This is a genomic window from Rhodopirellula sp. J20-39, assembly GCF_057365095.1.
The window spans coordinates 4,716,672-4,732,524 of sequence record NZ_CP195123.1 but is presented as its reverse complement, the minus strand read 5'-3'; the positions used below and the strand labels follow the sequence as shown (position 1 = coordinate 4,732,524).

Genomic DNA, 15,853 nt, shown 5'->3' with positions numbered 1-15,853 from the left:
CACCCTATGGCAAAGAAGAAAGGCAAGACCCGAGCTGAGTTTCGCAAGAAGCATCAGGGCCGGGTTCGTGATGCCGATCTGACTCGCCAATTTCGCCAACGGCCTGACGAAAACTCGATCGAGGATGTCGTCCAGGCCGAGCGATTGAGTGGCAAGGGAGCGTTGACTCGCAAGAAGACAATCGTCGGTGCCGAACGTTCCGGAGACGACGACGGTGGGTTGCAAGTTGAACTGAAGGTCGACCAAACCAACTTGGTTCAAGGACGCGTGCTGAGCGTCCATGGTTTGCAGAGCAAGGTCTTGGGAGAGGACGCGAAGCTTTACGCGTGCTCCACACGGCAGGTCTTGAAATCGCTGGCGACGGATCAACGCGGCGTGCTGGTGGCTGGTGATCGGGTTTGGTTCCGAGTGGAACACCGCGATGGTGCCGGGCGGATGACTTCCGTCCAACAGGCTTACGCTAATAAGCAGAGTCTGACCGCCGGCCAAAGCGAACATGCAACCGAAAATCTATTAGGTGGCCAGGGAGATCAGGTCGTCGTCGCTGACGGAATGATTGAACGAATCGAACCGCGGCACGGCATCATTTGTCGCGCTAGCCGAGGCAAGCAACACGTGATTGCGGCGAACGTGGATGCGTTGTTGATCATTGCCAGTGCAGCGGAGCCCGGGATTAAACCGGTGCTGATCGATCGCATGTTATTAACCGCGGCCCAGTGCGAAATTGAGCCTGTGATTGTCATCAACAAGGTTGACCTCGTCGATTTCGCGTCGTTGCAAGCGTTGGTTGGCGTGTATGCCTCGCTGGGGTACCGTGTGCTGCCCACTTCGGCTGAATCGGGGCAGAATATTGACTACTTACGAGCTTTCTTGAGACAACGGCAAACCGCATTGGCGGGGCAAAGTGGCGTCGGCAAGAGTAGCCTGCTCAACAAGATTGAACCTGGGTTAGGTCTCGCCGTCTCTCACGTCAGCGTGGAAAACCAAAAGGGACGACACACCACCACCGCATCTCGGTTGATTCCGTTAAGTGACGGCGGCGCGGTGTTCGATACGCCTGGAATTCGGCAGTTTCAATTATGGGATATTGAAGCGACCGAGGTGGCTGGATTGATGCCTGACCTACGGCCGTACGTCAGTCATTGCCGATACCCAAACTGTTTGCATCTATCTGAAGACGAGTGCGCCGTTAAAAATGCGGTCGCCGACGCAAGGATCGATGCTCGTCGTTATGACGCGTATTGTCACTTGCTCGAAGACGACTTGGTTGCGTAGCGCTTCGTTGCATATGCCTTGATGCGTCGTTTTGCACGCTATTACTCACGCGACATTTCTCTGGCGGTGCGGGCGCGTTGCTACCGCAACGGAGATCATTGTTACTCCGCAACGGCGAGCATCTTACTCCGCTGCGACGAATTCTCTCGGCAGCGTGTATTTGTTCTTCGACGCATCTCGGGTCGTGATCAAAATTTTCGCTTGATCACCTTCGCCGACGACAACCCAAACCAGCGATTGTTTCGGGTCAGCCGGTCCGGTAGCGGTTCGGTCGGGGTTGGCACCCAAGACCAAATCCGTCAGGACGGTTCGCAGCGGCACGTTCTCTTTCGTGAAGTCGCGGATTTGTTGGTTTTGGGTGATACCGTTGAGTTGCAAGTCCGCGCCCACGATTTCGACCGGTGGCATCTTGTTGCCCGGCGGTAGGTCTTGTTGAAATTCACTCGTGATCGTGTCGACCGCGAATTGCATTGACTCCTGGCCAAACGACAGCGACATCGGACGGTCAAGGATTTCCTCGATCGTCAATTTGACCGTTTCCGTGCTCGCCATTCCGGTCGAAGCCGTTGCGGTTGTATTGGATGCAAGCAAAGTGGCCAACGCTAATTGCGGCAATGCTCTTGGCGGTAGATAGGTGTTGAAGATGACGTTGCGTTCTTCGATTTGAGATCGAGTTTGATCGTAAGCGAACGACCACATCATGGGTAAACGGGACGCTAGCAGTCGCCATGTTGCGTCGACTTCACGTGTTAGCAGGAAGTCTTCAGCCGTAACGGAGGATTGGTCCAGTCGGTCTCGTAATTTAGTCGCCAACGCGACTGGGTTTTTGCCAGGTGCCGTCGATAGGCGTGCCTCGACATAGCTGCCGCCTTCGTTTGCCGCGACGACTCGTAACAGCAATCCACCGCACTCGGGCATGAGAGCCGATCGAATCCAATTGGTTAACGGCGGTGATGCCCCGCCGACCCAACCGCGAGCATCGGCAACCAAAAAGTTAGGCTGCGTGAGCAGCGTGATAGCATCGGTCGGTTTCGCGTGGTCCCAAAGTTCTTCCAGTTGACGTGGTAGCAACACGGGGGCTCCCTCGACCTCAGCAACTTCGGTGATCTGGTCAATCGAGCCGACGGCAAAGGCGTCCGACATCGCTGCATCCGCCTCGCCGGTTTTGTTGAAGTAATAGGCGAGGCTGTCGGCGTCTTCGCCGATGTAAAGCGAAACGCCACCCTTCCCGCGAGCTTCCGAGACGCTGAGTGCGTCTACCAATTCCGCGTGAGGCTTGGCTTGTTTCAGATGAGCGGCAATGGACAGTTTGGGCACACCGTTGAGTCCTCGATACCAACCCATCGAGATCAAGCGAACGTCTTCCAGCGGGATCACGATCTGTTTGCGAAGCTTGTCCAACAGCGGCGAAATTTCAGGATCAAAGGTTTCTAGCAAACCGGTTTCGTTTAGCTTGGCTAGATCAATGGTGACGATCGCACCCGGGCCAGGAGGCAGCAGAATCGTGGAGGGTTTGTCGTCAGGGCCAGTGCCCGCGGAATCGGTGTTTTTCGCGTCGGTTGTAATCGCGGAGGGCGGAGCCCACAGCATCTTGTCGCTCTTGACGACCTCAATGGTCTCTCGTTTGTTCGCGTTGGATTCCGATGGACTGTCGGAAGGTGGAGCGACGGGCGTAGGCCGAGTCGGAGGCAAAGAAGGTTGCCGAGGTCGACCGGCAACCGGCGGAATGACGGCGGGAACGGGCGGGCGAATCCGTTTTGCTACCCGTGGTTCAGGTGGTCCCTGTAGGCCAAGAGCGATCAACAGCAAGACGATCGGGATCCACAAAAAATGCAGAACCAACCAACTGGTGCGATGCCGGGCCGCACGTTTCCGTTGAACAACCGGTTGAACCTGAATTGCTTCAGGTGATGCTTGAGTGATTGGCGTTTGGGGTTGCGGCGGATTGTCCGGTGTCGGCGACTTTGACGGCGGGGCAATTGATTTCGTTTGCCCGGTCGTTACGGATGTCGGTGCCGATTTGGGCGCCGATCGTTCCTTCGTTTCCGCAGAGGGCTTGGGGCCTGGGCTTTGGGAAGACTTCGGTTTTGGCGGCGGGGCCGATGCTGTGTCGGACGCCGAAGTTGCTGCTGTCTTATCGGGCCGCTGCCGTTTAGCTGGACTTGGTGTCTTGTCTGAAGCCGAAGATTCGCTGGGACCGAGCGGTGTGCCGGTTTTCGGTTTGACGGTTTCTGATTGCTTAATCTTTTGTTCGGTAGGCTCGGGCGTGGGAGGCGTAGGCTTCGGAGGTTTCGACGAGGGGCCGGGTGTCGCCGATTTCGGTTCATTGGCCGAAGTCTTTGATTCGGAAACAGTTGATGCGGACGCTGCTCTCACCGCGGCACTTGATTCTGTACTGTTCGATGTTGTGCTAGTCGTGGCAGGTGAAGACGCCACGGCGGCCTGAAGGGCAGCGATGAACTGCTCGATGGTCGCGAATCGTGAGGCAGGGTCTTTGGCCAGGGCGTATGCCAACACGCGGAACAACGGATCGCCGCTAGCACCTTGCTCAACCGCCTTGTTCAGTTCCGGTGGTGCGAAGTTTTGTTGTCGTGATCGAATCTGCGCGGGGCTTGCGGCTGCAAACGCGTGGCTTCCGGTCCGCAATCGATAAGCAAAACAACCCAGTGCGTAGATGATCGAAGAGTCTTGGATGGGCGCGGGTGCGGATTCGGCAAATCGTTCTGGTGGCGTGTAAAGCAGCTCGGAATCGGTTTCGCCGAACGACGTATGAAAATCGAAGACGCCTGGCGTGATGACTTCAACCGGATCCACACCCAGGATCGCCTGGCCGTTGTCGGTGATCCAAACGCGATCGCTGGTGGGTGCTGGGATCTTGTTTGTTGAAAAGGGTGCGGTTTGTTGCATCGCGACAGCCAGACCGTTGACCCAGTCGGCGATCGAGTGGTCAGGCCATTTGGATTGCTGAGCCAGTTTCTGGGACAGCGGGCATCCGGCGGGCATCGTTACGAATAGTCCAACCGTATCGATTGGTTCGTCGATGGGCATCGACACCGCGATCGATCCCAGTGGTCCGCCTGGCAGTCCAACCAGTTCCATCGTGGGCAGACGTGGACTGGTCAAAGCGGCCAGCTCGCGGAGGCGGTCACCGTCTTGCGGTGTCAGCCGGTCGGGGCGGATTTGGAATAGGAAACCCTCGTGGGGACGATCCGATTCGGATGAATCTCGGGTGACCGGCAACCACCGCGGCATGGCGTCCAGCGGCGCTGCAGCGGATTGCGTCAACGGCGTGATCCGCAGTTTCGGAATCCGACCCGCACTGTTTTGGCCCGATTCGGCCGCCGGGGCTGGCGAACCGGAAACCAGATTGGATGCTTGGAAGGGAAGCAATCGATTCGTTTTGACAAGCCACTTTGCCAACGTCGGCGCGTCACGAGGCGGATTGCCCCCGTGATCCTGAGCGAACTCGGCAGCCCATAGCCGCGGCGTCGAGTTATCGGCCAGACCGCTAGCGATCAGTTGCTTCCAAAATTCGACGAGGGTGAGGGCCATAAGGGGACAAGTGGAGGAGTGAAAACCAGGCAGGATTTACTTGAAAACGACTTATCCCATCTTATTTTGTCTTAGTCTATTGTGGGGCGTGAAGTGAAGAGACACTTCATAAACGCTTTTCCGGCGGGTTCCGAATATTCGGGCCGCTGCGGTAGTTCATCTTCTCAGTCTACTCTCGCCTAAACCAGCAGTGTCCCTTTGAACATCGTCTACCTTACCACCGAGGCCGTCCCGTTCGCAAAAACCGGAGGCTTGGCTGATGTCTGTGGGACGTTACCAAGCGTGGTGGCCGCGGCCGGGCATCGTTGCGGCATCATCATGCCCGCGTTTCAGTCGATCCATAAGGCTGGACTAAAGATCGAACAGACCGACGTCACGTTCTCGATCCAAATGCGACGCGACAAACGAGTGACGGGGCGATTGCTGCGTAGCCACTTGCCGTGCGGAACCGTGCCGGTCTTCTTCGTCGAGCAACCCGAATACTTCGATCGCCCAGCCCTGTATGGGGACGCACACGGCGATTACCCGGATAACGCCGAACGTTTTATTTTCTATAGCCGAGCGGCGATCGAGATCATGCGGCGTTTCAATGCGACCGTGGATCTGGTGCAATGCAACGATTGGCAATCGGCTCTGGTTCCAGCACTTTTGCGAGCGGGAGCAGCCGAAGTTGAGGCGGCACCAGGCACGGAGTCCATGCTGGACGAATCCCAACGGTGCGCGATTGATTTCGCACCCGTTGCGGCGGGACGGGCGAATCCATCCCAGGCGTCCAATGGTTCCGGCGACGATGGCGAAACGACTCATGCCAACGAGCCTTCGGTCAGTTCGAAGACCCCAACCGTTCTTTCGATCCACAATTTGGCTTACCAAGGCGGTTTCCCAGCGGACCAGTTCCCGTTGACCGGATTGTCGTGGAGTCGATTCCGTAGTGAATCGTTTGAATTCTACGGGGGACTGAATTTTTTGAAGACCGGCGTGGTAACCGCGGACCAAGTTTGCACGGTCAGTCCCAACTACGCTCGCGAAATCAAAACCTCGATCCATGGCTGCGGGCTTGACCCGATTCTTCGTAGCCTAGGCGACCGAGTCAGCGGCATCATCAACGGAATTGACACATCGATCTGGAATCCAGAAACCGATCCTCATCTGCCGCACAACTACACGATCGAAACGTGGCAGGTTGGTAAGGTTGCCAACAAGCTCGCGTTGCAAAAAGAAATGGGGCTACCGCAAGATGCCGACGTGCCCATGATCGGGTTGGTGGGCCGGCTGGCTGATCAGAAAGGCTGGGACTTAATCGTTCCGGTCATTCGTCAACATTTGACCCAACAGCGTCCGACGCAGTGGGTGGTGTTGGGCAGCGGTAATCCAGAGATTGAGCGGGAATTGAAATGGCTGGCCGAGCAATACGACCACCAGCTTGCCGTGCATGTCGGATTCAGTGACGAATTGGCTCACCGAATCGAAGCCGCATCGGATCTGTTCTTGATGCCCAGTCGGTATGAGCCTTGTGGATTGAACCAGCTTTACAGCCTGCGGTATGGAACGGTTTGCGTTGTCACGGCAACCGGCGGATTGGCTGACACGATCGTCGATACCACGCCCGCGACGCTACATAATGGGACCGCGACGGGGTTCCACATGAAGTCGCACGACGTTGCCTCTTTGGATCGATCGATTGGCGATGCGCTTCGAATGCGATACCACGATCCAGAAAATTGGAAAAATATTGTCGAGACCGGGATGACGCGTGATTGGTCTTGGCGGAAAAGTGCTGCCCAGTACGTCGACCTCTACGCTCGAACGATTTCCCTTAAGTCATACAGCTAGTAGGGGGCATGAAACTCCTCGCGGGTTTTCCCGCAAATGCCCCTAGCGAGGACGAAAAAATCCGTATACTGAGGTGATGCCCCGATTATTGAGCGGTGGGGTAACCGAAGTCCCCACCGCGAAATGAGCCCCTCTTTGAAACCAAATGTGTCCGCGTGCTGGCGATCAGTATCTGCGTGAAATTTGCGATCGGAAGTGCGAAGGCTGGCGGGCAAATGGTGTAGTGTTTGGATTCGCAACCTCGACGGAGAGCCTGTATGCCGATTTCTCGCGTCGAATTACGAGCGAACCGAGGACGTCGCCGCCGCGACAGCCGATTGCTCCGTGCAACACCATTGGCGTTCGATCGAACCGTCGAAGATGCGGAAACACGATCGGCTTTGACTGACGAGACGGGAGTTGATCTTCCTTCCCGCACGACCGATGACGAAGTGCGAGTTCAGGTTGACCTTACTCGTAAATTGGCCAATGGAATGGCACCGTCGCGACAGTCTGCAGCCGAACCAATGGCTTCGCCGACTGCCAAGCACAAAGTAGTTAGCGATCCTCCAACATCCAGCTCCAAAATTGCTGAACCGCATGTTGGCGATGCTAGCGTCTCCGGTAACGGGCCGATAACCAACCGCGTCGATCGTGGTGTGTCATCGCATGCATCGCCATCGACAGGTCCTTTGTCGCCAAGCTCGGGTTCGACGAAAGAAGCCAGTGTGGAATCGACGATCGTCGAATCGGCTTTGGAGTCGAAGGAAGCGGCCGATCAACTTGCGAAGGTCGAAGACGGCGAGAAGATCCCGTCGACCGGGCAAGCTCGCCAAGACTTGATAACTGGGGAGTGGACGTTGTTCGCGACAACGCGTTCGCAACGTCCGAATCAGTTTGCCGATGCTGGGAAGCCTGTCGCCAAGGCGATTGATTGCCCCTTTTGCGCCGGCGAAGAACATCGAACACCTGATCCAGTCTGGGTTGCTCGTTTAGACGAGAATCTTGTTTCCGATACATCGGAAGACGCTGCGAACGAATCCGATTGGGCCGTTCGAGTGGTACCCAATTTGTTTCCTGCGGTAAGCGACAAGCCTTGCCGGTCGTCATCGACCGCTTGTGCAACGAACAGCGATCGAACGAACGGTTCATCGGGTTTGTCGCAAGGACGAGTCGCATCGCGATCCCAATTGACCCGCAAGAATTTGTTCCCCAGCGAGCCTGCGACGGGCGGTCATGAAGTCATCATCGAAGCGCCTCGGCATACGGAGTCGCTCGGTGAGTTGAACACGGCCGAAGTTTCATTGGTCTTCGCCGCTTACGCACAACGGATTCGCTATTGGCAAAACGTGCCTGGAATCCAGCACGTCAGCGTTTTCAAAAATGTAGGGCGTGACGCGGGCGCGTCGTTGCAACACAGTCATAGTCAACTGATCGCCACCAACCGCGTGCCCGCTGTGGTGCAACAGGTTACTCGTCGATTGCAGGCTCACCATGCTCGGACGGGTTCGTGTTTGCAGTGCGATCTGATTCGTGCCGAGATCGAAGAGAAGAGCCGAATTATCAGCCAGACCGATTCGTTTGTGGCCTATTGCCCTTACGCGAGTCGGTTTCCGTTGCAGGTCCGGGTAACCTCCAAAGAGCATCTCGCTTGCTTTGGCGAGATGCGGTCGATGCATCTGGCGGAAGTATCCAGGTTGGTTCTTCGTGTTGTTCGCTGGCTCGAAGCCTTACGGCCCGGCACGGCGTACAACATGTTATTGCACACGTGCCCCGTGTATTTTCAAGGTGCACGTGATTCTCAGCATTGGGCTCTGGACGTTTTTCCGAGAATGTCTCGATTGGCCGGATTTGAGTTGGCAACCGGGGCGATGATCAATCCGATCTTCCCCGAAACGGCAGCCAAAGCCTATCGGGAACAAGCTCGTTTGGGTGATCCCCGATACGTGTTGCGGTAGGTTATATTGGTGGGGAATCACTCCTGTCCCCCCTAATGCAACACACGGGTCTCATGACACGAAATCTTCTTGGGTTTGCGTTCTCGCAACTCTTCCTGCTTACATCAGTTGTTGTCCTCGCTACGTCCGCACTTGGGCTTTCGCCAGCGATTGCGGCCGACACGCTGGTTTTCGAACCTGCCGAAGGGACCAGCAACGGCAAACATGTCGTGCTGATTTCCGGTGACGAAGAATATCGCTCGGAAGAATCCTGTTCGATGCTGGGGAAGATCCTAAGTCAGCGTCATGGTTTCAAGTGCACGGTGTTGTTTGCGATCGACAAAGAAACCGGCTACATCAACCCATACCAAAACGACAATATTCCCGGTACCGAAGCACTCAATTCGGCTGACCTGTGCATCCTGGCGACCCGTTGGCGCGTGCTTCCCGACGATCAAATACGGCCGATCTACGACTACATGCAAGCCGGCAAGCCGTTCATTGCCTATCGAACTGCAACGCATGCGTTTAAGAGTGGCAAATTCGCTGGCTTTGACTGGAAAAACTTCGGGATCCAAATCGTTGGCGAAAATTGGCACTCGCATCATGGCGAGCACATGGTCCAGGGCGGACGTGCGATTCGCGTCGAAGCCAATGCACAGCACCCGATTTTGCAAAGCGTCGAAGACATCTACACCGCTTCGGATATCTACGGCGTGTTCAACGTCGATGACGAAAACGCCACGATTCTTTTGCGAGGTCAAGTGTTGAAGGTGCTCGATCCCGCTTCGCCACCGGTCGACGGAGAAGTGAATGATCCGATGATGCCGCTCGCGTGGCTGAAAGACTACGAACCTCAAAGTGGAAAAGTGGGGCAGACGTTCGCTACAACAGCGGGTGCCGCAGTCGATTTCCGCAGCGAAGACCTGCGTCGCTTGATCGTCAACGCAGCCTACTTCTTGACCGATCAAGAAGTCCTGGCCCATGCGGACGTCTCGTTCGTGGACCCTTATGAGCCAACCTTTTATGGCTTTGTCAGCGGTGAAGCGTATTTGGCTCGTAAGCTGAAGCCGGACGATTTCGGTTTGGGGAAGTCCACCAGCACTTTCCCACGTAACCGGATGATCTTTGCTCCATGAGCAAGTTTGGTGTCGATCGAGAAGCGAGCTCGGATGTCCGAAGCACAGGGTCTTCGGCGTCCGCCGTTGTTCCAACGCTTGACGAAGGAGGCAACAGGCCGCTGTTGGTAGGCCAAGTCGACGTTGACACCAAGCAGGTTCGACGCGCCGCTGAACTCTTGCTGGCCGGTGAACTTGTTGGTCTACCAACCGAAACCGTTTACGGGTTGGCTGCTCGCGGTGACGATCTCAATGCGATCGATCGTATTTTCGAAGCGAAAGGACGGCCGCGGACCAATCCGTTGATTTTGCATGTTGCTGATATCCATGACGTGCGTCAGTTCTTCGCCGATCCGCTGGATTCAGTCGTGCAGCAACGGCTGGAATGCTTGTCGGAATTCTGGCCAGGGCCGCTGACCCTGATCGGTCCCAAACGGGATAGCGTTCTGGATGCCGTCACGGCGGGCGGGACCACCGTCGCAATTCGCATTCCGGATCATCCGGTGGCACTCGCGGTGCTGAGGATAATGAAGGAGTTGGCGGGACGGGCCGTTCCGGTAGCCGCGCCCAGTGCAAACGTTTCGAACTATGTCAGCCCCACGACCGCCGAGCATGTTCGGCAGGGTTTGGGAGATCGTATCGCGATGGTGTTGGATGGCGGTGCCTGTCGTGTCGGTGTTGAATCCACCATCGTGCACCTGGGAAGTTCGACCGATCCGCCGCGAGTTTTACGAAGTGGCTATTTGGGCGTGGATGCCATTGATCAGCGACTTGAATCCGTGGACGGTGGACTGGCGGGAAAGCTGGAAGGATCAACTCCCGATTCGATTTCAGAAGAACAAACCGCGATCGCTCCGGGGCAATTTGCCAAGCATTATTCGCCGCAGACGGAACTGGTGTTACTGCCAAGGGGTGATCGGTCACCGGTTCGCGAGGATACGTTGCGAATTGTTTTTGAACCGATCGAAGCTTCGGGAGCCGAGTGCGTTGGCGAGAATCTTTGGTCGCTAGCACCGGATGGTCGTCTCGAAACCGCTGCTGCGAATCTCTATGCTGTCCTAAGAAGGGCTGACGAATCGCGATTCAACCGAATCGAGATCGTTGCGTGCCGTGAATCGGGAATCGGCATTGCAATTCTTGATCGATTGCGCCGAGCTGCCCATCAGTAGCGAGATCGCTGAAAACACGAGCCTTCGAATCCCTTTTGCGGTTGATTTCGCCAATCAGATGAGCAGCCGTTCAGCGAAATTCAACGTTTGGAACACTTTTTGGCGGTTCGAGCAGGGTTTTCGTACATAAATAGGTTTCGAACCGTCCTAACTATTAGCTGCGTACGTATGAGCGAGCATTCGGTTTAGCAGGTGGCGATTGGGCCTGCTGCATTGAATCATTCGACTGGATTGTTGAATTCAATGGTTCGCAGCTAATTTCGATAGGCTTCGGCTCGTACACGCAGGCCTTGGAATGGAATCCGAACGAAGTGTTACCGCTAATATGAATGACTTCTCCGCCTATCCCGGCAGCATGGCTGCGGTTTTGCGTTCACGATGGCTCGCGCAAGGTCAAGACGCTGCATTGTTGCCTAATGATGCCACGCTGGTAGCGTTACTCGACACGATGTACCAAGCGAGTTTGCTACGTGAAGAAGGCGAACCGGTGCAGTGCCGAGTGATGTACGCTGCACCGGATACATTGGCCGATGACGGTTTGGATGGGATCGGCACGCTTCATGTTTTGACTTTTGACGTGCCTACCACGTTTTCGCCGCACAATCTTCGGAAGCTTGCCGCAGCGGCCGGTTTCTATCGCGCCGTGTTGGGCGTTACCAATGACGAAGATGGCCAGTTGGTCGTCTGGGGCATGATTGTGACCGGGACGGATTGGGTGAACCGAACCCAAGAAACGGGTGAGCGATTCGGCGGAAGCCAAGACGTCCACTTACCGCCAAACCTATTGGTTCAAGTGCTGAGCCCGGGACACTTAATCGCCGGTTCCGGTTACACGCGGATTCTTGAATCCAGCCGGGGACAATTGCACACGGATGGATTTGATCCTTTTCAATCGTTGTGGCTGCAACAGCGGTTTCGATCGGTTCGGGAAACATTGATGGGAGAACTGGATGCTAGTTCTAACTCTTCGACGGAACTGAATTGCCAGATTTGCGATAACTTCATTCGCGACGTCGCCCAAGCGACAGTCAAGCGAACGCTGCGACTGGTCCGTACCCGTGGCCACGGTGGGATCTTGGTCTACCTACCGACTGGCGCGGGTGATGGAGGCGTTGGTACAGAGGGGACGCTGAATGAGTGGTTTCGTTTTCGTGTTCGCTTTGCCGCCGATGAATCAACGGTGAGGTTCCGTCGTTTGATGGTGCGGTTGCTACAGAGGGTTACGATTGTAGGTGAACTCTTAGGCTTGTCGGTGGTGACGTGGGACGATTGCCAGCGTATGCAGGATTCTGAAGTGACACAGATGACCGAGGCGCTGATTGAGTTCAGTCATTTGTTAGCGGACTTGATGAGTGTGGACGGTTCGCTTGTCTTGGATCACACGTTTCAGTTGATTGGATTTGGCGGCGAGATTCTCGGCAACAGTCACGCCCGTAAAATTCATCAGGCACTGGATTTGGAGGTCGAGTCGTTTGTTGCCGAACCGGCTGACACGTCCGGCACCCGCCATCGTTCAGCCTATCGTTTGGTCAGTGGATGCCACGAAGCAATCGCAGTCATCGTGTCCCAAGATGGAGATGTCCGATTTGTCGCTCAACACGAAGGTAAGCTGACTTATTGGCCCTATCTTCCTTAAGATTTTTCATCGGCATCGCACACATTGACGTGTCGGTCGAAATGCAATCTGTCCTGGTCGATCAACCGGTGCCATTCGCACGGCAACCGGGATCGTCTGGCATGTCGGTGATGGGACTTACCTCGCTTTGGTGCTACCGTGATCGTCTTCCGAATGCGTTCTCTTGTTCGCGAAAGAACGGATCGACCAAGTCAGGACGTAGCGGTTGGCCATTGCCAGAGTTGGAACGAGGGTCTGAGTTCGGACGCGGACTGGAATCATGACGAGGGCCGGAGTTCTGGTGATCACCATCGTGCTCCGGTCCATCACTGGAAGGATCGCTCTCGATTGAAAAGTTAACGTCTTGTAGATGGACATCGCCCGTCGTGATCGCGATTTCTTTGATCGCAATCGTCGAACTTCCATCGTCCGTCGTTGAAACGAGGTGAACTTCGTATTGCCCCGTTCGAAGGCCGTCTTGCACATCAAAGCGATAGCTACCGGAAGAATCGGTCGACGTTTCCGCCACGACTTCTCCATCGCTAACCAATTGCACGACTTGATCCGCCACACCTTCAGAAGCAGCTTTGCCTTTTGAGTTGCGGGTGGTTTGTGCGGAATCACGCTTGCTGGATTCCGCAGTGACCGTTCCTGAAACCGATGAGTCAAAGAAGAAAACATCATCTTGTAGATCGGTCAGCTCGGTGTTGCGTTCAATCACATCGGCCAACGTGGTGCTTTCGATCTCACTCAGTGCTTCTCCCGAGAATGTGTTCTGGTACCAGAACCGGTCTGCATCGCGAAGCCGTTCGAATTGGTCCGAGATGATCGTAAGGAAGGTTTCACCCACGCTCGCACCGTCGACATGGTCCTCCGTGAGTCCCCCCACCCACAAGTCGATATCATCGACCGTGCCGTAGAGTTGTTCTAGCTTGGCCTGAAGAACAGGATCCGAGGTGATGTCGGCAAAGCTGTCGACGGGATCCAGTCCATAGGCAACACGCGTTGTGTTGTAGTCGGACAACCCATGGTCGCGTCCACGCTGGATGTTCAAGCTTACCAAATCAAAACCGCCGGAACCGGGAGGTCCAAACAGGAAGTTGCGGACGCTGTCGACGACCTGAATGTCCAGTTCGGACGAAGGATCCGCAGCTAGATATTTGATGATGGAATCGATTCCATTCTCGGACACTGCTTCCGGATTGGTAAATGCGTGACTTAACGGGATTTCGTCAGCGATCTCGTTCCCTTCGTTGTCCAAAAACTCGACATCGTCGCCTAGCAAGCTATGTCCGAACCGGAACGCTGCGGTGGAGAATTCGTTGGCGATCGTCGGATCGACCGAGGAGTCATAGCCTTCATAATCGCTGATCGCATCGACACCTAAGAAGGCAGGTAACCATTCGTTGTACGTGATCGCCTGCAATTCCGCGACGACGATCGCACGGGCCTGTTGATAGATTTCTTCATCGGTCAACGTTGAATCTGCCGCGGCGATTTCTGCCGCCAAGCGATTGTGTTCGCGAACGAACAAGGTTTGGATCGCGGTCAGCTCGATGTTTTCGTTCGCGCGAACATCGCCGGCGGCGAACAATTCGTCGTCGGGGAAAATGCCCGCATCGTTGTCCATCGCCAACGTTCCATCGGGAAATGTTTCTTCGTTGTTGTAAGGTAATAGGTCGCCGTCGCTCGTTTTCAATAGACCGCCTGATAGCGTTCTTAAGGCTGTTGCGGTGGAATCGTCTGAACCGTAAACGACCGATCCATCAAGCCAAGTCGTGATGGAGTTGATCTGCTCGCGAGCGGAATCCACTCCGGTTTCGGAGTCATAGGCTGATCGCGTTAGCGAGATGGTTTGAGTTCCGGTGCCAAACGGGTCGAAGTATTCATCACCAATCGGAACCTCGATGTCAAAAGACTCTCCGCCTGACGGTGTTCGTGATATGTCGTGGTCAACGAACTGGCCCCAAACGTAAACGAAGGCGGAAAGGTTTCGATCGCTGATCAGTTCTTCATCGGTCGCCAGCACGTTGCTGATCTCACGGGCACTGGGGCGATCTTCACCAGCCGGTTCTGAGATTCCATCCGCGTAGTCACTGTCGGCGACACGTATCAATTGGGTGCCGGTCGTACCCAGTTCAGTGTCCTCAAGGTTGTTGCCGGAACCATCGATCGTTCGGTATTCACTTGGCAGTCCTTCGATGAGCGTCTCCGTTGACGATTCCTCTGACGAATCGCCAGGTAGTTCCTCTTCGTCCGCGGGAAGGTCCGTGTCGACGTCAGGGCTGTCGCCGCGATTGGGCGAGCCAAAGCTTCCCCTGTCGCGACTCAGTCGATTGATCACCATTAGGACGTCGTGCGAGCTATCCAGTCCATCATCATTGACGTCCGTCATTTCACCGGGACCGCGTTGCAGGGTTCCACCGTCATTGCCTCGTTCCTGGGATGGCCGGTTCATGCGGTTGATGATCGTTAACGCGTCGACGGCCGAGACAACGCCATCTTGATTGACATCTTCTGGAATGACGTCATTGTGGAAAATGTTTGCGGCTAGCAATTGTCTCGCTTCCAGTGTTTCCGGTTTCAACCGTCGACGCGTGCTCCGGCGCAGTTGGCCCTGCTTCTTGGCTGATGCTTTACGGCTTGTGGGTTGACGGGGACCTGTCCAACGTCCGAAGAAGTTTTCCATCTGTTCACCTGCGGCAGAAATGTGTGGAGAGAAGAGTCGCCCGAAGCGGATCTGCGAGACCGCGGATGGGTTCCCCCTTCAAGGGCGAATGGGACGCGGTAATGTCACACTTAATGAGGCCGGAAACATCATCTGACGCTGAGATGGAGCAGCGTTTAATGCTGAAGATGCGATTTGCCGGGAGGGTCAGGTATCAATGATTCATGACCCCAGACAACAAAAGCCTTGCGTCTTGCCGCAAAAAACCGATCGATACGGCGTAAGCCGTCTGGTTATGCCTGGAAGTAGCCGCTCGAACTTGCTGAAAAGCAAATCGGCACGACGCATTTAGCTCTACGCACAACCACTCAAAAACGAAACAAGCCCGACCTCCAGTGGAAGTCGGGCTTGTGTAGATATCGTCGGTTTTGGATCGACCGGGGAATCTCCGGCGAAAAGTTGTTTCGGCTATTAGTTGTTTGCCGCGGCTTCTCTCATCTTTTTGGCCATCTCCTGGCCACGGGTTCGGTTCGCCTTTTGAGCTTCGATCATTCCTTGTCTCAGCTCTTCTGGACTTTGGCGGTACTTCGCCATCTCGTCTTCGTTGTAGATGCTTTTGGTACCGCTGTCGTCACCACAACCAACTGCACAGAGCAGGATCATCGCGAAGACGTATTTCAAATTCTTCATGCTATCACTCCGGTTGG

9 protein-coding genes are annotated in these 15,853 nt (G+C 55.4%); 6 read left to right on the top strand and 3 right to left on the bottom strand.

The features are described from left to right. Positions 1 to 6: 6 nt before the first annotated feature. Positions 7 to 1,275: a ribosome small subunit-dependent GTPase A gene (gene rsgA / locus ACR3ZL_RS17155; protein ID WP_473651895.1), complete on the top strand. Its 1,269-nt coding sequence runs from the start codon at positions 7 to 9 to the stop codon at positions 1,273 to 1,275. A gap of 123 nt (positions 1,276 to 1,398) precedes the next feature. Here rsgA and ACR3ZL_RS17150 read toward each other — a convergent pair whose 3' ends face one another. Further along, entirely contained in the window at positions 1,399 to 4,827 is a 3,429-nt protein-coding gene (locus ACR3ZL_RS17150; protein WP_473651896.1) for a protein kinase family protein, read from the bottom strand. Positions 4,828 to 5,025: 198 nt separating this feature from the next. Here ACR3ZL_RS17150 and ACR3ZL_RS17145 point away from each other — a divergent pair, with 198 nt between their 5' ends. The 5 genes from ACR3ZL_RS17145 to ACR3ZL_RS17125 all read left to right on the top strand — a co-directional run bounded on the left by ACR3ZL_RS17145 (position 5,026) and on the right by ACR3ZL_RS17125 (position 12,499). Then, positions 5,026 to 6,660 (top strand): glycogen synthase, encoded by a 1,635-nt coding sequence (locus ACR3ZL_RS17145; protein ID WP_473651897.1) that lies wholly within the window; start codon positions 5,026 to 5,028, stop codon positions 6,658 to 6,660. A 257-nt stretch (positions 6,661 to 6,917) separates the two neighbouring features. Beyond that, the gene (locus tag ACR3ZL_RS17140) at positions 6,918 to 8,597 is read left to right on the top strand and encodes a galactose-1-phosphate uridylyltransferase (protein WP_473651898.1); all 1,680 of its coding nucleotides are present in this window, start codon (positions 6,918 to 6,920) and stop codon (positions 8,595 to 8,597) included. Positions 8,598 to 8,650: 53 nt separating this feature from the next. Next, positions 8,651 to 9,715 carry a ThuA domain-containing protein gene (locus ACR3ZL_RS17135; protein ID WP_473651899.1) on the top strand — a complete coding sequence of 355 codons (1,065 nt, stop codon included), beginning with the start codon at positions 8,651 to 8,653 and terminating at the stop codon, positions 9,713 to 9,715. Further along, positions 9,712 to 10,863: an L-threonylcarbamoyladenylate synthase gene (locus ACR3ZL_RS17130; protein WP_473651900.1), complete on the top strand. Its 1,152-nt coding sequence runs from the start codon at positions 9,712 to 9,714 to the stop codon at positions 10,861 to 10,863. The genes ACR3ZL_RS17135 and ACR3ZL_RS17130 overlap by 4 nt, the downstream gene beginning before the upstream one ends. Before the next feature lie 295 nt (positions 10,864 to 11,158). Next, a complete protein-coding gene (locus ACR3ZL_RS17125) occupies positions 11,159 to 12,499 on the top strand; it encodes a putative sensor domain DACNV-containing protein (protein ID WP_473651901.1) in 1,341 nt (446 codons plus the stop codon). Positions 12,500 to 12,632: 133 nt separating this feature from the next. Here ACR3ZL_RS17125 and ACR3ZL_RS17120 read toward each other — a convergent pair whose 3' ends face one another. Then, positions 12,633 to 15,167, bottom strand: a complete 2,535-nt coding sequence (locus ACR3ZL_RS17120; RefSeq protein ID WP_473651902.1) for a peroxidase family protein — start codon at positions 15,165 to 15,167, stop codon at positions 12,633 to 12,635. Positions 15,168 to 15,617: 450 nt separating this feature from the next. Then, complete coding sequence (locus ACR3ZL_RS17115; protein WP_473651903.1) at positions 15,618 to 15,836, bottom strand: hypothetical protein; 219 nt, start codon at positions 15,834 to 15,836, stop codon at positions 15,618 to 15,620. Positions 15,837 to 15,853 lie beyond the last annotated feature (17 nt).

Coding starts and splice junctions, on each gene's coding strand:
- rsgA (WP_473651895.1), top strand. CDS start 7: ATGGCAAAGAAGAAAGGCAAGACCCGAGCTGAGTTTCGCAAGAAGCAT.
- ACR3ZL_RS17150 (WP_473651896.1), bottom strand. CDS start 4,827: ATGGCCCTCACCCTCGTCGAATTTTGGAAGCAACTGATCGCTAGCGGT.
- ACR3ZL_RS17140 (WP_473651898.1), top strand. CDS start 6,918: ATGCCGATTTCTCGCGTCGAATTACGAGCGAACCGAGGACGTCGCCGC.
- ACR3ZL_RS17135 (WP_473651899.1), top strand. CDS start 8,651: ATGACACGAAATCTTCTTGGGTTTGCGTTCTCGCAACTCTTCCTGCTT.
- ACR3ZL_RS17130 (WP_473651900.1), top strand. CDS start 9,712: ATGAGCAAGTTTGGTGTCGATCGAGAAGCGAGCTCGGATGTCCGAAGC.
- ACR3ZL_RS17125 (WP_473651901.1), top strand. CDS start 11,159: ATGGAATCCGAACGAAGTGTTACCGCTAATATGAATGACTTCTCCGCC.
- ACR3ZL_RS17120 (WP_473651902.1), bottom strand. CDS start 15,167: ATGGAAAACTTCTTCGGACGTTGGACAGGTCCCCGTCAACCCACAAGC.
- ACR3ZL_RS17115 (WP_473651903.1), bottom strand. CDS start 15,836: ATGAAGAATTTGAAATACGTCTTCGCGATGATCCTGCTCTGTGCAGTT.